General features: G+C 71.7%; 13 protein-coding genes and 1 pseudogene. 8 read left to right on the top strand and 6 right to left on the bottom strand.

Annotated elements, in window-relative coordinates; all coding sequences use genetic code 11:
* Positions 1-27 precede the first annotated feature (27 nt).
* On the bottom strand, positions 28-2292 hold the full coding sequence (locus tag ACFQRF_RS19560) for a 3'-5' exonuclease (protein WP_379872578.1): 2265 nt from the start codon (positions 2290-2292) through the stop codon (positions 28-30).
* Between the two features lie 94 nt (positions 2293-2386).
* Here ACFQRF_RS19560 and ACFQRF_RS19555 point away from each other — a divergent pair, with 94 nt between their 5' ends.
* From ACFQRF_RS19555 to ACFQRF_RS19530, 6 genes are all read left to right on the top strand, one after another.
* Positions 2387-3223: a Crp/Fnr family transcriptional regulator gene (locus ACFQRF_RS19555; protein ID WP_379872577.1), complete on the top strand. Its 837-nt coding sequence runs from the start codon at positions 2387-2389 to the stop codon at positions 3221-3223.
* A gap of 107 nt (positions 3224-3330) precedes the next feature.
* The gene (locus ACFQRF_RS19550) at positions 3331-4176 is read left to right on the top strand and encodes a hypothetical protein (protein WP_379872576.1); all 846 of its coding nucleotides are present in this window, start codon (positions 3331-3333) and stop codon (positions 4174-4176) included.
* 38 nt (positions 4177-4214) lie between these two features.
* A complete protein-coding gene (locus ACFQRF_RS19545) occupies positions 4215-6200 on the top strand; it encodes a hypothetical protein (RefSeq protein ID WP_379872575.1) in 1986 nt (661 codons plus the stop codon).
* Positions 6200-6979 carry a hypothetical protein gene (locus ACFQRF_RS19540; RefSeq protein WP_379872574.1) on the top strand — a complete coding sequence of 260 codons (780 nt, stop codon included), beginning with the start codon at positions 6200-6202 and terminating at the stop codon, positions 6977-6979. Before ACFQRF_RS19545 ends, ACFQRF_RS19540 begins: the two co-directional genes overlap by 1 nt.
* Before the next feature lie 166 nt (positions 6980-7145).
* Positions 7146-8072, top strand: coding sequence for an NADP-dependent oxidoreductase (locus ACFQRF_RS19535; protein ID WP_379872573.1), 927 nt, complete (start codon positions 7146-7148; stop codon positions 8070-8072).
* A 205-nt stretch (positions 8073-8277) separates the two neighbouring features.
* Positions 8278-8922, top strand: coding sequence for a SanA/YdcF family protein (locus ACFQRF_RS19530; protein WP_379872572.1), 645 nt, complete (start codon positions 8278-8280; stop codon positions 8920-8922).
* Positions 8923-8989: 67 nt separating this feature from the next.
* Here ACFQRF_RS19530 and ACFQRF_RS19525 read toward each other — a convergent pair.
* A pseudogene (locus ACFQRF_RS19525) lies at positions 8990-9394 on the bottom strand (nitroreductase/quinone reductase family protein); the annotation flags it as partial.
* 322 nt (positions 9395-9716) lie between these two features.
* On the bottom strand, positions 9717-10403 hold the full coding sequence (locus ACFQRF_RS19520) for a SanA/YdcF family protein (RefSeq protein ID WP_379872571.1): 687 nt from the start codon (positions 10401-10403) through the stop codon (positions 9717-9719).
* A gap of 338 nt (positions 10404-10741) precedes the next feature.
* Here ACFQRF_RS19520 and ACFQRF_RS19515 point away from each other — a divergent pair, with 338 nt between their 5' ends.
* Positions 10742-12295, top strand: a complete 1554-nt coding sequence (locus tag ACFQRF_RS19515) for a DUF885 family protein (protein WP_379872570.1) — start codon at positions 10742-10744, stop codon at positions 12293-12295.
* 2 nt (positions 12296-12297) lie between these two features.
* Positions 12298-12888 carry a DUF4303 domain-containing protein gene (locus ACFQRF_RS19510; RefSeq protein WP_379872569.1) on the top strand — a complete coding sequence of 197 codons (591 nt, stop codon included), beginning with the start codon at positions 12298-12300 and terminating at the stop codon, positions 12886-12888.
* 68 nt (positions 12889-12956) lie between these two features.
* On the opposite strand, the gene ACFQRF_RS19505 is transcribed toward ACFQRF_RS19510, so the two are convergent.
* Genes ACFQRF_RS19505 through ACFQRF_RS19495 form a run of 3 tightly spaced genes read right to left on the bottom strand, consistent with a single transcriptional unit; the run spans position 12957 to position 16107 of the window.
* Positions 12957-13829, bottom strand: a complete 873-nt coding sequence (locus ACFQRF_RS19505; protein WP_379872568.1) for a carbohydrate ABC transporter permease — start codon at positions 13827-13829, stop codon at positions 12957-12959.
* Positions 13826-14827: a carbohydrate ABC transporter permease gene (locus tag ACFQRF_RS19500; RefSeq protein WP_379872567.1), complete on the bottom strand. Its 1002-nt coding sequence runs from the start codon at positions 14825-14827 to the stop codon at positions 13826-13828. The genes ACFQRF_RS19505 and ACFQRF_RS19500 overlap by 4 nt, the downstream gene beginning before the upstream one ends.
* Positions 14806-16107 carry an ABC transporter substrate-binding protein gene (locus ACFQRF_RS19495; protein WP_379872566.1) on the bottom strand — a complete coding sequence of 434 codons (1302 nt, stop codon included), beginning with the start codon at positions 16105-16107 and terminating at the stop codon, positions 14806-14808. Before ACFQRF_RS19495 ends, ACFQRF_RS19500 begins: the two co-directional genes overlap by 22 nt.
* Positions 16108-16125 lie beyond the last annotated feature (18 nt).

Raw genomic sequence — 16125 nt, 5'->3', positions numbered from 1 at the left:
CCCGCCCACGGACGCCGAAGACGAACTCTACCTTCGGGCGGGTCCCCGCCGGACCGCGCCGTTCACCGCCGCCCGCGGCAGGAACGGGCTGGGCTCACCGTGCCAGGAGACGTAGAGCGACTCGCGCGCGCGGGTGCACGCCACGTACAGCAGGGAGCGCTGCGCGGCGAGGTCGGCCTCGTGCTGCTGCTCGTCCACCTCGGCGTCGGTGACGTGCTCCATGTTCGGAAGTGCGTCCGCGGTGACGCCGAACACGGCGATGGCCCGGAACTCCAGGCCCTTGACGCTGTGCATCGTGGTGACCCGCACCGCGGGCGAGGCGTCGGTCACCGTGTCCTTGCTGGCCTGGAACGCCGCGGCCGGGACGCCCCGCTCGGTCAGCTCTCGGACGACCGCGTTGCGCAGGCGGTGGGTACGGGTCGTCACGCACACGTCTCCAGGGGCGATGCCGTCGGCCAGCCAGCCGCGCACCCGCTCCGCGAGGGCGTCGAGCTCGTCGGCGAGATCGCGGGCCGCCCGCACCTCCGGCGGGCGGCCGCGCAGCACCGACCGGGTGGTGCCCGCCGGTTCCGGTACCGGCTCGCCCAGCTCGCTGACCTGCTGACCGCGCAGGATCTCACCCGCCCACGCCAGGATCTCGCCGGTGGTGCGGTAATTGACCCGCAGCGGGTAGGACCGGCCGACGATCCGGATGCCCAGCTGCTTGAACGACACGGTGTTGTCGTAGATCCGCTGCCGGTTGTCGCCGGCGATGAACAGGTCGTTGGCGCCGGGAGCGGCCGCGGCGCGCAGCGTACGCCACTGGGTCGGATGGAGGTCCTGCGCCTCGTCGATCACCACGTTGGTGTAGGGCTTCTCGGCCCGCCCGTCCAGGATGCGGGCGGCCTCGGCGTGCAGCTCCAGCGACGGCAGACGGCGATTGCGGCGCATGCGGACCCGGGCGTCGGCGATCGCGTGCCACACGTCGCGGCGCTGCGCCGTGTCCAGCGCGAGCGAACGCCCGCGCCGCGCGTCAGGGTCCAGGTATCCGTCCACGGTGGTGATGCCGTGCGCCATGATCACGTGCCGGTACTCCTGGAAGAGGAAGTCGGCGGACCAGCGCAGGCCGTGCCGCTGGGCCACGTTGGCGAGCAGGCCCCGCACGTCGTTGTCCGACCAGAAGCTGACGTCCGGTTGCTCCTCTTTCACCACGTTCATCGCCAGCTTGTCGGCGGTGATGACGTCCACGTCCTCGATCAGCTCCGCCGGGAGCAGCAGCGCCAGATTGCGCTTCAGGGACTCCACGAGAGCGTTGGTGAAGCTGGTCAGCAGTACCCGCCCGCCGAGCGGAAGGTGCTCGGCGAGGAACTTCACCCGGTGCAGCGCGACCACGGTCTTGCCGGTCCCCGGCCCGCCCGAGACCTTGGCCGGCCCGTTGAAGCGCGGACGGTAGGCGAGATCGCGCTGCTTGGGGTGCAGGTAGATCCGCCAGGCGTTGAATTCACCGGCGAGGACGTCCTCGATCTCCTGGTCGTCGTTGACGACGATGACGCGCTCGCGCGTGTTGCGGATCGCCGTGTCGTAGTCGTCGGCGGCCACCGCGCCCACCCTGGGCCGGCGCGGCTCGACGACCTCGCGCAGCACCCGCTCCACGGGGAGCCCTTCGGCGAGGTGACTCAGTACCTCGTACTGGTCCTGGGGCAGCGCCGCCCGCCAGCCCTCCAGCTCCTCCTCGGTAGTCAGGGTGCGGCAGAACCGGCGGATCTCGGCGTCCACGCCGAGCCGCCGCAGGTCATGGTTGCTGACGTGGTCGAACAGCGCCGCCTCGTCGGGCCGGGCCACCACCGGCCCCCCGCTCGGCTCCGGATCGGACGCCGGGGCCGGCACCGCCTCACCCGGCGGGCCCGCGCCGCCGGCCTGCACGGGAGCAGCGACGTCACCGCGCCCCACCACCCGCCCGAGCGCCGCGGCGTTGCGCCGTTCCAGCGTCCCCATGACCGTGTTGACGTCATGACGCTGCTCCCCGGCCCAGTCCTCGGCGGAGTCCCGGGGCAGCAGATGCACGAGCAGAAACGTCTCCCCGGACTCGGGCGCGAGCATCACCCCGGTCCAGCCGTCGCTGATACGGAACGTACGGATCCGCGGATCCTGCCCCGCCGGCAGCCGCCGAATGCGCAGGTCGGGATGGGCGAGCAGCGCCTCCAACGGCAGCTCCCGAAACTTCCGCGTGGCCGCGATGAGCCGCTCCCGCGTGGGCCGGTCGAGCTTGTCGTACTGCGGGAGACACGTCGCGTCGATGGCCAGCTGGGGCATGAGCCTCCTTAGCTACGGGCACCTCTTCGACCGGCCCCGGCCCGTACGTTCGGGTACGCCGTCTCCGGAATGCCTTCCCATGATCTTGTAACGGATGGTGCTGACAAAAGGGCCGGATGCGGCCAATCGCTTGCGTGACGGCCAGCTCGGATCCCGGGGTGGGAAACCTCTTCTCGGAATCCACCACTCACCGGCAAAAGCCAGTGCGAAAAACCGGAACAGGGAACGCGTGACACGACAGGGATTCGGCGGCGTCCTCACCGACGACCAGTGGACCCGACTCATAAAGGCGGGCACCCGGCGCCGCCACGAGGCGGGCTCCCAGATCATGCGCCAGGGAGAGCCGGGGGACAGCGTCCACCTGCTGGTCGCAGGGAGAGTCAAGGTCAGCATGGTCCGCCCGGACGGTCAGGAGGTGCTCCTTGTGGTCCGCTCTTATGGCGAGGCTCTGGGGGAAATGGCGGTCATCACAGGCCGACCACGCTCGGCAACGGTCACCGCGATCGGTACCTGCTACACACATGTGGTGCTCAGAGAGCGCTTTCGGCAACTGGTCAACCAAATGGGCCTGGACGCGGCCCTGCTTGAGCACTTCGTCGTTCGCCAGATCGAAAGCGACGCAACGCGCGCCGATCAGGCCGCTCTGCCGGCTGAGCGCCGCCTGGCCAAGATTCTGGTGCAGTTGGCGGCCTTCGGCGGGGAGAACATCGCCCCCGACGTCACCGCGAACGGGCGGACGTCGCGCCAAGGTGTGCTTTTCGGGTTGTCGCAGCAAGACATCGCCGACCACATCGGGGCCTCCCGCTCGTCCGTTGCGCAGGCGTTCATCCGGTTCCGGGAACTGGGAATCGTGCGCACCGGCCGGCAATTCGTCGCCGTCCACGATCTCGACCGGCTCCGCGCCATCGCGCATGGGGGCAGTGACGCGTGACACACATGGGAGTTGTGTTCAGTTCTGAATACTGCTCCGACGGTACTCGGCGGATCGTCAAGGGGCGCGGCCGACCGGCTGCGCCCCGCGATCCCGAATGAGGTGCCATGAACGACATCCTGCGCTTCGAGCGCCGAGCGCCACGTGTCAGTGTGCCGCTTCCTCCGTACCAGGCAGTGCTCGCTGTCGACATCGTCAGGTACACCCGGAACCCGGACCTGGACCAGCAGATCCTCAGTCAGGCGGTGCCCCGAATCCTCGAAGTGGCGTTCCAGAGGAGCAACCTGGCCGAAGTCTGGGCGAACCGCCGGTTCCCGCAGGCGGCCGGTGACGGCTACGTCATCGGCGCTGAACCGCGGAACCTCCCCTTCCTCATCCACCCGCTGCTCGGGTGCCTCCAGGAGACCCTCGAAGACGCACGGTCCCAGCTGGCCGCCCACGACCGAAACCTGCGGCTGCGACTGCGGGCGAGCATCGACGTCGGCCCGCTGCCGGACGCGTGCGAGGGTGGGGCGGCCGACGGGATCGGCGGAGCGATGAACCACACTCACCGCCTGCTCGACTCCGACCCCGTCCGTGATGAGCTGGACAACGCCGACCCGGACGCCACGCTGCTCGCTGCCATCGTGTCGCGTCGGGTGTATGAGGACGCCGTGCTGGGCGGGTTCGTGGGCGTGCCCCCGAGCAGGTTCCGTGCCGTGCATGTGGACATGCCAGCGAAGGAGTTCGACGCCGAGGGGTATCTGTACATCCCGTTCCCGACATGGCGCGCCGACGCCAAAGGCAGTAGGCGGGCGGCTTCGGACGAGAGCGAACCGGCCCCGGCCACCGAAACGGGCGTCGCGCCGGATTCTGGGGCGGCGGGCGGAAACCACAACAGCGGTAACGCCCAGCAGATCATCCAGGGACAGACCTTCCAGGGTGGGATCACGTGGAACGGGGGACAGAAGTGAGCCAGCGATCGGCTGAGGCCCTGGAAGGGCCGCGGGGCATGGTGGGCACGATGGCGCCGGCCACGAACTGGAACGGCGGAGACGCCGACCTGATCGTTCAGGCGGGACGGATCGACGGTGGCGTGCATCAGACCTACAGCTACCAATTCACGGGGGAGTTGATCGAGGCCAGCCAGATCGACGAAGACGATCTCAGGGAGTTGAGGCGGAGGTTCGTCGCTCCTGACGGGTTCGATGCCTTCATCGCCGAAGTCACGAAGAGCCGCTTCGGTGTTGTCATCGGGGAACCGGGGAACGGGCGCTGGACGACGGCGATGCGCACTGCGGACCTCCTCGACGTGCCGCCGCGCCCGATCACCCTGGAGGACGACGAGGACTGGAGTCTGCCGAAGCTACCGTGCGAGTCCGGCCAAGGCTACGTGCTGGACCTCTCCGAGAACAGCCCGCTCAGCGAAGGCCGATTCCGTGTGCTTCTCGGTTACGCGACGAAGGCGAAGCAGCGTGGTTCTGCCGTGGTCATCGTGCTCCGCCCCGAGCAGTGGCTCGAAACCGCAGCCGACGCCGTCTCTGTGCTTCGGATCTCCGCTCCTCCGGCCGTCGAAGTCTTCGAGCGGCACCTGATGGCGCTCGCGCCGATCGACCCGCAGGTCTGGCGTTCGGATTCGCGTATCCTCGGCGCCCTGCGAGGAGCTCAGCCGGGGGACGCGGCTCGACTGGCTCGCCTCGCGGGTAAAGCGCGGGGTGCCGCATCGCATGGTGACACTGACCAGGACTGGATCAACACCGCCATTCAGGCGTTCGGTAATTGGAAGGACCAGTTGCGACCTTGGTTCGCCGAGCGCCTGGCGGCTGAGCGGACCTACGAGCGGGTGCTGCTGGCATCTGTCGCGATCCTTGAGAACGAGGCCGCGGACCACGTTCTCGCGGCGGCCGACTTGCTCGCCGAGGAACTCGCCGTTCCCCCCTCGGACCCGACGGGCATCTCAGGCCCTGGACTGGACTCTGCGATGGCCGCCGTGGCGGCAGAGGTGACACCAGGGCGCCGAGTCCGCTTCCAGAGAGTCGCCTACGCGTCGGCTGTTCTGGACTACCTCTGGGAACAGCACCCGCGCGTTCGGCCGGCCCTGCTGAACTGGAGCGGCAAGGTGGCCACGGGCAGATTCCCAGCCCTTTGGCGGTCCAAGATCGCGGAACGCTGGTTGGAATTGGCGGAACGCCACAACGACTGGCAGTGGGTGGGGCAACTCTTCGAAAGCTGGGCCCAAACCTCCCAGACCCGCAGCTTGGCCGTGAGTATCGGCCGCAGGGTCGCCGAGCAGCCAAGGGCCGGTCGAAACCTCCGGCGGCGTCTCTACGAGCAGGCGAAGCGGCCGGTCTCCACACGCACGGCAGTGGTGGTGGCTGAGGTGTGCGCCGGGTACGGGATGAGCTTCCCCAACTCGGCACTTACCCGGTTGAAGTGGCTCGCGGATCACGGCGACGCAGAAGTACAGGGGGCCGTTCACGACGCACTGCGAACGCTCTGGGCGGAGGCGGCCGTGCGTCCGCTGGTTCTGGCCGAACTGTTCGAATGGGTGTCGGACGCGCAGCGTCGGGAACGCGTGGGCGTCGCCCTTCAGGCGCTTGTCCGGCTGGTGAGCGAATCGACGGACAGTGGGGCGCTGCTCGTGGTCGGGGACGGCGCGTCGCAGGCGGAGGTCGACGTGCCGGCGGTGACGAAGGCATGGGAACTCGTCCTGACGCACGCTGACCGTGAAACCGTCGATCAGACCGTGGACGTGTGGATGGCTGCCCTCGTCCGAGAAACCGTGCCACCCGAGGTCGTGGTCGGCGTCTTCACCGAGGCCGTGCGCGGGAGCTTCCCTCGTGTGCACATGGTGGCGCGATCGATCGTCTCCTGGGAGGTGGCCACAGGCACCGCTGACCCTCGTGTCGCAGCGGTTCTGCGGCATGTGCTGGAGCAGGATCCGTTGCGTTCCGGCTCCTTCACGACGTCAGTGCACGCACAGGCGGGGAGCCAGTGATGACGGGGACAAACGGTCGCAGCGAACTGTTCTTCGGCAGGCTGTTCGGGTTCGAGCGTGAGAAGGAGATCAAGGCTCCGTTCACGGCCCGCCTGCGAAGCGGGACCGAAGGACTGTACTTCACCGCCTGCTTCAAGCTGCGGCTGCTGCCCGCGGGCGAGAACGGCCGGTCGCGGGCGAAGCTCATCAATGATGCTCAGCAGGAAGCCCGGGCAGCGGCCGATCAGGTCAGCGTCGGGTACTCGATCGTGGATTCCGGTAACGCCCAACTCGCCGTCAATGAGCGGCTGCTGTCTCTTCGCAGCCCTGCGGGTCCGGCTGCTTCATGGGCGACGGCCGAAATCTCAGCGCATGAGGCGGACATGGAGCGTGCCCGCGAGATCGAGGCGGCGAACCACCGAGCGGTGATCGAGCTCCGGAAGCAGGAGGACATGGTCCGCCAGATCCGGCATTTGCGTGACGGCGTCTTTCGGGACGGGAACCTCGCGCGCCTGTGGTGGCTGATGAAGTACCCCGAACACGTGGAACGGCTTCCGCAGGTCGGGCAGGCGCTGGATGGGATCAGCGGTGGGCAGCCGACTACCACGGCGGAGTCCGACGTGGCCCGGGTGGTGGAGTTGTGCTTCGCGTTGGTCGCCGGGTTGGAGGACGACTCCAGGAAGCTCCTGGTCCGGCAGTCCATCGACTTCCTCGCGCACGTCTTCACCGCCTGCGACCGCCCGGACCTCGTTCCGCACCTGCCCGGGAGGGCGGGAGCGGAGTCGGCCGTACCGGGCTGACGGCCGGTCTTCCCGGTGAGAGGAGGCTTCCGCAGCGCGGTGCACCGCACGGGGGCGGCTCCGTTCCATGGCGGTGGACGCGGCCGCGCCCGGGCACTGGGAATGGCGGGCGTGCCCCGCATGTTGTCCGAGACCGTAATCGTGGAGCGAGCGACAGGAGACGACCATGCGAGCCATCGTCTACGACGAGTACGGCGGCCCCGAGGTGTTGCGGATGGCCGAGGTGCCCGATCCCAAGGTCGGGCCGGACTCGGTGCTGGTGCGGGTGAAGGCGGCCTCCGTCAATCCGGTCGACTGGAAGCTTCGCGAAGGGTACCTCGACGGGATCATGGACGCGTTCTTCCCCGTCATCCCCGGGTGGGACGTGGCCGGCGTGGTGGAGGCGTCCGGGGCGGCGGCGCCGGAGTTCGGGGTCGGGGACGAGGTCATCGGGTACGTGCGCGAGGACGTGGTCCGGCGTGGGACGTACGCGGACAAGGTGGCGGCGCCGGTGCGGGCGCTGGCGCGGAAGCCGGGGAACCTCGACTGGGCGCAGGCGGCGAGTCTGCCGCTTGCGGGGCTCACCGCTTACCAGGCGCTGGTGCACGCGCTGAAGGTGACCGACGCCGACACGGTGCTGGTGCACGCGGCGGCCGGCGGGGTGGGGACGTTCGCCGTGCAGATCGCGCGGGTGTTCGGGGCGCGGGTCATCGGGACCGCGTCAGAGCGCAATCACGAGTTCGTCCGCTCGCTCGGTGCGGAGCCGGTGAGTTACGGCGACGGGCTGGCGGAGCGCGTGCGGGAGATCGCGCCCGGCGGGGTGACCGCGGTGCTGGATCTCGTGGGCGGTCCTGCGCTCGCGGTCACGGGCGAGGTCGGGGCGCCGGGGGTTCGCGAGGCGTCCATCGTGGACGTCTCCATCAAGGAGCGGGGCGGAACGTATGTGTTCGTCCGGCCGAGTTCCGCGGACCTGACCGCCCTGGTGGAGCTGGTCGAGGCGAACAAGGTCAGGGTGCAGGTCAGCGAGGTCTTCCCGCTGGAGAAGGCCGCGGACGCGCAGCGGCGCAGCGCTGAAGGGCACACCCGCGGCAAGATCGCCATCGAGATCGGCTGACCGTCCCCGGGACGTGCGGCCCGGCAGGGGGCGCGGGAGCTCGCCGTCCGCCCTGCTCCGCGTTCGGCGCGGGGTGGTGCGGGCGCCCGCATCCCCTGCGCCGCAGGGCGTCCGGTGCGGTGGAAACGCGCAACGGAGCGCCCGGGATCCTCTACGTTGGTGCCGTGCACGCGGGACGGCAGCGGAGATCGGCGGGGTGCGGCGGATGACGTGGGCGGTACTGGGCGCGGTGGGCGGGTGCGTCATGCTGGCGCTGCTGCCGACCGCCTGGACGTACGCGGTGAGCGCGGGGCGCCGGCACCGGCTGGACGGTGTGCCGGTCCGGCCGGTCGCGATTGTGCTCGGAGCCGCCGTCTGGGAGAGCGGCCCGTGCCCCCTGCTGGCCCGCCGGCTGGACATCGCCGCGGAGCTGTACCGCGCCGGGCGGGTGCGGGCCATTCTGGTGTCGGGGGACAACGAGGCGAGGTCGCGGTTCGAGACCGACAGCATGACGAGCTACCTCGTGGCGCGCGGCATCCCCGAGTCCGCCATCGCGGCCGACCCGGCGGGCTACCGCACCTGGGACACCTGCGTGCGGGCCCGCGACGTGTACGGGATCACCGCCGCCACCGTGGTCACCCAGGCGTTCCACCTGCCCCGGGCGGTGGCGCTGTGCCGTACGGTCGGCATCGACGCCGTCGGGGTCGGCGACGCCAGCCTGAGCGGGCGGTCGCGCTCCACCCTCCACGGTTACGCCCGCGAGATCGGGGCCAACGCCAAGGCCCTGCGCGACGCCGTGCTGCGCCCCGCACCGGCCGTGACCGACCCCGCCGACCCCGCTCACCTGGCCCGGCTGTCCGACGCCGAGTGAGGCCGGCCGGCGCCGCTATCCGGCGTCCGTGGCAGCGGCCCGTTCCAGTGCCACCAGGGATCGTGCGGCCCGCACGGGCCCGGAATCCGGCGAAAGCGGGGTCCCGCTCGACCCGCCGCCGCCACGACCGGTCGTGCTCGCGCTCGTCCACGATGACGGCCCGTGCCGGGAGCCGCTCCGCCCCCACCTCCACGAAGACGTCCGGCGAGCGGACGGTGTTGTGGAAGCAGCCGGGCGCCGCCGGAGCGCCGCCGTTGGACGCGACGACGATCAGCCGGTCACCGTCGGGCAGGTACACCAGTGGAGTGGTGCGCGGCAGGCCGCTCCGGGCGCCGCGCGTGGTGAGCGGCGGCAGGCCGGTCCCGGCGAAGTCCCCGCTCACCCGGCCCACGTTGCGCCGGAACTCCTCGATGACGGCGCGGTCGACCGGGTGCGTGGTGCTCGGTTCGTCGGTGTTCGGACCGGCCGTCATGGCGGTGCCGCTAGACCTTGACTTCTTGTCAAGGTCAATGAACGTCTTCCCGGTGCCGTGCCGCCGGAACCTCGGCCGGGTACGGACCCTGCGGCGGGCAGCACCGGTGGCGACGGATCGCGCCGCGTCTCCGCCCGGGGCGGGCGGGAGGGCGGGGCGCAGCACGGGTGTGCCGGAGAGCGCTCGCCGGGCGTAGTCCCCTCGAACCGGATCCGGCGGCGGCCGGCCGCGCGGGGATACCGGAGCACGAGTGGCCTCCGGCCGTGGGGCGCAGCGAGCGGCCCGCCTCGTGACCATGGCCTCCCGCGTGGTCCCGCCGCCGTCAGCCGCGCGGGGACGAGAGCGCCTCCCGCACTCCCGGTTCAGGGTCGCCCAGGAAGGTGGGGTCCGGCCGTACGGTGGCGTCGAGGACGGCCTTGAACGCGGCCGGGACCTCGCGTACGTAGCCGTAGCCCATCGCGCCGAGCCGGTATCCGTCGCTGCTGACCGCCGCGACCCCCACCGTGTCGATGCCCGCCGCGCGGCACAGCGCCACCGCCCGGGGCAGGTGGAACGCCTGGGTGATGACGGTGGCCTCGCGGACGCCGAAGATCCGCCGGGCGCGGGTGCACGACTCCCAGGTGGAGAAGCCCGCGTAGTCGCCCACCACTCTGGCTGCGGGGAGCCCGGCGGCGACCAGGTAGTCGCGCATCGCGTCGGTCTCGTTGTAGGACCGGCGGCTGTTGTCTCCGGTGACCAGCACCGCCTCGACCCGGCCTTGGCCGTACAGCTCCGCGGCGACGTCGAGCCGTTCCGCCAGGAACCGGGTCGGCCGCCCGTCCGACCTGAGCCCGGCCCCCAGCACGACGGCGACGGCGCGGGCCGGCACGTCGTCGGCCGGATACCGTTGCTGCGCCGTGCTCACGTGCAGCCACGTGACGGGCGCGAACAGCGCCACCGCCCCCAGCCCGGCCGCCGCCGGCAGCCACCACTTCCGCATCTTGTCCACTACTGCGCGCAGTCCGCTCACGGACAGTCGACGTAGGGCGCCGCCGCCGGGTTCCCGAACGCGGCGCGCGAGGACGGCCGACCGGAACCGGCCAGCGCGTTTCCGCCCGGTTCCGGTCCGGCGGCGCTTCCCGGCCCGGTGGCGGGCCAGAGTGGCGGCACCGGCTCCGCTCGCTCGTCGGCTCGCCGTCCGGTACTCCCGGTCACGTTCGCCTTCTCGTTCTGCTTCACCGGCCCCGCGGGAGGGGCCTGCGGCGCGGGGCGGCGCCGGTTACGTTCGCTCGTCGGCTCACCGTTCCGTTCTCCACAGGCGGGAAAATCGGTCGGCGTCGCCGGTCACCCGTCCTCTATGGTCTGGGCATGGACGATCTCGCTCCCCGGCTTCGGGCCATTGCCGATCTCACCGTCGCGACCATCCGGGAGGAGGGCGGTCGGCACGAGTACGACGGCCGGATCGCCGATCTGTCACCCGAGGGCGTGCGCGCCGGGCTCGCCCGTCTCGGGGCGGGCGAGCCACAGGACGACCCGCACGACGAGGCGCACCTGGCGGCCGTGGAGCAGGGCCTGCGGTACGAGCTCGGCGAGCTCGAATTGCACCGGTCCAACCCCGGCTACCACCTGGAGGAGCTCGACCTCTGCTGCTACGACAAGGCGTACGCGCCCGAGGCCGAGCGGCGGTCCGCCGTCGAGCGGCACCTCGCGGCCTGGCCCGACGCCGTCGACGCAGCCATCGCCTCCCTGGACCGCGTGAGCGCGCCCGTCGCCACCGCGCTGCTGCCCGGCGCGCGCGGCCTGGCCGACGGCGTTCCGGCCGGCGTCCCCGAGAAGCTGCGCGCGGGCGCGCTGGCCGCGCACGGGCGGCTGATCGCCCACCTGGAGTACGCCGCCGCCGAAGGCGACCCCAGCGCAGCGCTGGGCGGCGCCGCGCTGGCCCGCCTCATGGGCACCTCCGAGGCCGCCGAGGTCGATCTCGGCCGGCTGGCCGAGCAGGCCGACGCCGAGCGCGACCGCCTCACCGCGCTGCTCGCCGAGTCCGCCGCGCGGATCGACCCCGACCGCCCGGCGCTCGACGTCGCCCGCACCCTGGTGCGCGACCACCCAGACTCCTTTGGCGTGCTGGACGCCGCCCGGGCGTGGACGGACTACTCCATCGAGTTCACCCGGGAACGCGACCTCGTGCCCTATCACGACGGCGAGTGCCTCGTGACGACGTCGCCGGCCTCCCGCCGGTGGGCCACGGCGATGCTCAGCTGGTCCGGGCCCGCGGAACCCGACGGCCCCACCTACTACTACGTCACCCCTCCCGATCCCGCGTGGGAGCCCCGCGAGGCCGCGGAGTGGCTGGAGATGTTCAGCGCCACCACGCTGCCCGGCATCACGGTGCACGAGGTCGCCCCCGGTCACTTCTCCCACGGCAGAGCGCTGCGCCGCGCGCCCGGGCAGGTGCGGCGGACGCTGTTCTCCATGTCCTTCGCCGAGGGCTGGGCGCACTACGCCGAGGAGATGTGCCTGGAAGAGGGGTTCGCCGCGGCAGCCGCGCGCCGGTTCCCGGACGGCGGGCTCACCGCGGCGCATCTGGAGATCGGGGTGTGGCTGGAGGCGCTGATCCGCGTCACCCGGCTGGCGTCCGCGATCGGCGTGCACACCGGCGCCCTGACGGTCGAGGAGGCAACGCGCCGGTTCGCCGCCGACACCCACCTGACAGGGCCGGCCGCCCGCGCCGAGGCCGAACGCGCCGCGCACGACCCCACCTATGGTCGCTACACGTGGGGCAAGCTGGTGATTCTCGGGCTGCGCGACCAGGCGCGTGCCCGCTGGGGAGCCGACTTCAGCCTGAAGCGCTTCCACACCGCGATGCTCGACCTCGGCTCGCCGCCGCTCGGACTGCTCGGCACCGCGCTGGAACGGGGCTGAGCGTGCCGGAGAGCGCAGCCGAGGCCCGGCCGCCGCACGGCGCGGCCGCGTCCGTGCCCACCGAGGCGGATCTCGCCCACGCCGTGTACCGGGCGGCCCGCGCCGCTGTCGCGGATCTGTTCCGGGAGTACCCCGGCCACACCTTCTACTACTGCGTGCTGGTCACTCCGGGCGAGGCGTACGGTCCCGCGCTGTCGGCGTGGTCCACCGAGGCACTCGCGGAGGCCGCGCACCGTACGGGCGCCGATCCCGATGCACTGCGCTGGTCCTACGCCGACTCCCCGTTCTGCTGCTACGGCGAGCGGTACCTCGCGCCGGTCCGGGAGCTGTTCGACGCGCGGCCCCAGGTCTTCGAGCTACCGGAGGAGGACGGCGACTCCGAGTACGAGCTCCGGCTGCGCGCGATGGAGACGGCGGTGGCGCGCCTGGACCGCGACGGCCTGTTCGGTTCCGGAGCGCAGCGGGCGGCCGTCCTCGTCAACGTCGAGGTGGTGCCCGGCGACAGCGGCAACACCGCGCGCGCGACGCGGCTGAACCCGCCCGCCGCCCTCAGCAGATGGCTGGCCGAGGCCGCCGAACCTGCCGACGAGTGACGGGCCGCGCCCGCGCGGATGCCGCCCCGGCGGGCCCGCGCGGCCCCGTGCCGCGGGCCCGCCGGGCGTCACCGGTGCACGCCGGCCGTCAGCCCGTCCACCACCTGGCGGGTCGCCAGCAGGAACAGCAGCACGAGCGGGAGCGTGGTGATCACCAGTCCGGCGTACAGCAGCGACTCGTTCAGCCCGTACTCGGTGAAGAACGCGGTCAGCCCCACCGGCAGCGTGTACCGGTCCTGGTCGCGGATCAGCACCAGCGGAAAGAAGAAGTCATTCCACAACTGGATGAACTGGAACAGCATCACGGTGGCCAGCGCCGGCCGCACCAGCGGCAGCATGATCCGGCCGAACAGCCGGAACTCACCCGCCCCGTCGATCCGTGCCGCCTCGGCCAGACCGTCCGGCAGCTGCCGGAAGAACGCCGTGAGGACGAATACCGAGAACGGCACCCCGCTCGCCGCGTACACCAGCACCAGGCCCCACAGCGAGTCGAGCAGCCCGAGCACGTCGAACAGATAGAACACCGGCACGATCCCCAGCCGGATCGGGATCATCAGCCCGGCCAGCAGGTAGGCGAGCAGCAGCCCGCTGCCCGGGAAGGTGTACCGGCCGAGCGCGTACCCGGCCAGCACCGAGACCGCGGTGCCCAGCAGCACCGCGGTGACCGTCACGAACACCGAGTTCGCGAAGTAGCCGCCGAAGTCCGCCTCGGTCCAGGCCCGGGCGTAGTTGCCGAACTCCGGGACCGTCGGCAACCCCAGCGGCCGGGCGCGCAGCTCGGTCTCCGGGCGCAGCGAGTTGACCGCCATCAGCACCAGCGGAGCCAGCGCCACCACGGCGTAGCCCCACAGCAGCACGCGCACCGCGACCGCGCCCAGCACCGCCGCCGGGTCGCGGCGGGCGCGGCCAGGCCGCGCGGCGGACACCACTCCGGCGGTCATCGCAGCCTCGCCTCCCAGCGGCGCAGCACGCGGGTCGCCGCGATCGAGATGCCGAAGATGAAGACGAACATCACCACGGCCAGCGCCGACGCCTGCCCGATCGCCCCCGGATCGGGGTTGCTGAACGCCGTCCGGTAGAACAGCAGCCCGAGCACGTCGGTGGCGCCGCCCGGAGCCCCCTGCGACCCCCGCATCGCGTACACCAGGTCCAGGACGTTCATGCTGCCCACGAAGGTCAGCACGCTCACGATGCCGATCGCCGGCACCAGCAGCGGCAACGTGACGTGCCAGAACGCCCGCCACGCCGACGCGCCGTCCACCCGGGCCGCCTCCTCGTACTCCGGCGGCAGCCCGGCGAGCGCGGCGGTGAACAGCAGCATCGGGAAGCCCACCCACTGCCAGACGTTCACCAGCACCAGCGTGGGCAACGCCAGGGCGGGGTCGCCCAGCCACGGCAGCGCCAGCGCGTCCAGGCCCACCGCGCGCAGCGCCGCGTTCACCGCGCCGAACTGCGGGCTGAGCATGAGGCTCCACAGGTAGCCGACGACGATCGGGCTGACCAGGTGCGGCAGCACGTACGCGGTCTGCAGGAACCGCCGGCCGGCCCGCGACCGCCGCAGCAGCACGGCGAACGCCAGCCCGAGCGTGGTCTGCACCAGCAGCGTTCCGGCGAAGAACACCAGGTTGTGCCCGAACGCGCGCCACAGCCGCTCGCCGTAGACCCCGCTGAACAGGTGCTGAAAGTTCGTCAGCCCCGCCGGCCCGCCCCGCCGGGTGCCCTGCCAGTCGAACAGGCTGTACTGCAGCGCGCTGAACAGCGGGTACACGATGAACACCGTGTACAGTGCCAGGGCCGGCAGCACGAACAGCGCCAGCACCCACCACGGCGGCCGGTAGCCCGTCCCCGTACGGCGGGTCCGGTGTCGCCGCGCCCGCGCGGGCGCGGCGACACCGCCGGTACCCGGTTCGACCGGCCTCAGCCGGTCGGCTCGAACCACGCCGATATCTCCCTCTGGATCCGCTCGCCCGCCTCCTCCTCGGTGCTGCGGCCAAGAAGCATGTCGGCAAGCGCCTGCCCCTCGGCGTCGCGCCCGAGCGGATCGCCGTAGCCGAAGTGCACGCTCATCATGTACGGCGTGCCGTGCTCCTCGTAGTTGGCCTGCATCTCGGCCAGCAGCGGGTCGGCGGGCGGCACCCCCGGCACGGCGGGGATCTGGCGCAGCTCCTCGGCGAACGCCTGCCCGAACTCCTCGGTGGCCATCCACTCCACCAGCGCGATCGCCTCGGCGCGGTGCGGCGACGCGGCGTTCACACCGTAGGAGCCGTCGGCGAAGCCCGGGGTGAGCGGAGTGTCCACCACGGCGCCGGGCGCGGGCGGTGCGTCGAAGTACCCGATCTCCAGGTCGGGGGCGGCCGTCGCGAACGGCGCGAGCTCGTAGCTGCCGCCCGGGTACATCGCCGCGCGACCGCTCGTGAAGAGCGTCTGGGCGTCGGTGTAGCCGACCGCAGTGACGTCCTCGGGCAGGTATGGCGCCAGGTCCGCGACCGTCCGCAGCGACGCGGTGTAGTCGGGGTCGGTGAAGTCGGTGCGCCCGGCCAGCACGTCCTCGGCGAACTCCGCGCCTCCGGCGCGCGTCGCCCCCATGGTCTCGCGCAGGATCGCGAGCACCCACGGGTCGCTTCCGGCGGTCGCGAACGGGATGACGCCGGCGTCGCGCAGTGTCTCCGCCGCCTCCGTCATCTCCGCCCAGGTCGCCGGCGGCCGCAGGCCGTGCTCGGCGAACAGCCCCTCGTTGTACAGGACGCCCAGGGTCTGGAAGGCGAAAGGCACCCCGTACAGCCGGCCGTCCTCGCGTCCCCGCGCCGCCGCGACGACCTCCTCGGGCCAGTCCGACAGGTCGACCTCCTCGTCGAGCGGGACGAGTTGCCCGGCCGCGATGAACGACTGGATCGGGCCGAACGGCTTCAGCTGCACCACGTCGGGTCCGCCCGAGGACTGGGTCATCCCCGTCTGCAGAATCGCGGGGTACTCGCTGTTCTGGTAGCCGCGGAACTCCACCGTGACGCCCGGGTTGCGCTCCTCGAACGCGGCGAAGATCCGCTCGTATCCGTCGGCGTCCTCGGGACGCCACGACCACACCGTGAGGGTGACGTCCCCGTCGCCGCCCTCGCCGCCGCCGTCGGTGCTCGGCGCGCACGCCGAGGCCGCCAGGGCCAGTGCGGCGCCCACCGCGGCGGCGCGGGTCACTCGTGCTCTCAGGGACCGGAGGACGGGCATGGGCGACTCCTGGGACTC

Origin of the sequence: Marinactinospora rubrisoli, from assembly GCF_042664915.1 — a bacterium.
Classification (GTDB): Bacteria; Actinomycetota; Actinomycetes; order Streptosporangiales; family Streptosporangiaceae; genus Marinitenerispora; species Marinitenerispora rubrisoli.
The sequence above is the reverse complement of the archived record's forward strand: the minus strand, read 5'-3'. Positions and strand labels throughout refer to the sequence as shown.

Coding starts and splice junctions, on each gene's coding strand:
- ACFQRF_RS19560 (WP_379872578.1), bottom strand. CDS start 2,292: ATGCCCCAGCTGGCCATCGACGCGACGTGTCTCCCGCAGTACGACAAG.
- ACFQRF_RS19555 (WP_379872577.1), top strand. CDS start 2,387: ATGGTGCTGACAAAAGGGCCGGATGCGGCCAATCGCTTGCGTGACGGC.
- ACFQRF_RS19550 (WP_379872576.1), top strand. CDS start 3,331: ATGAACGACATCCTGCGCTTCGAGCGCCGAGCGCCACGTGTCAGTGTG.
- ACFQRF_RS19545 (WP_379872575.1), top strand. CDS start 4,215: ATGGTGGGCACGATGGCGCCGGCCACGAACTGGAACGGCGGAGACGCC.
- ACFQRF_RS19540 (WP_379872574.1), top strand. CDS start 6,200: ATGACGGGGACAAACGGTCGCAGCGAACTGTTCTTCGGCAGGCTGTTC.
- ACFQRF_RS19535 (WP_379872573.1), top strand. CDS start 7,146: ATGCGAGCCATCGTCTACGACGAGTACGGCGGCCCCGAGGTGTTGCGG.
- ACFQRF_RS19530 (WP_379872572.1), top strand. CDS start 8,278: ATGACGTGGGCGGTACTGGGCGCGGTGGGCGGGTGCGTCATGCTGGCG.
- ACFQRF_RS19515 (WP_379872570.1), top strand. CDS start 10,742: ATGGACGATCTCGCTCCCCGGCTTCGGGCCATTGCCGATCTCACCGTC.
- ACFQRF_RS19505 (WP_379872568.1), bottom strand. CDS start 13,829: ATGACCGCCGGAGTGGTGTCCGCCGCGCGGCCTGGCCGCGCCCGCCGC.
- ACFQRF_RS19495 (WP_379872566.1), bottom strand. CDS start 16,107: ATGCCCGTCCTCCGGTCCCTGAGAGCACGAGTGACCCGCGCCGCCGCG.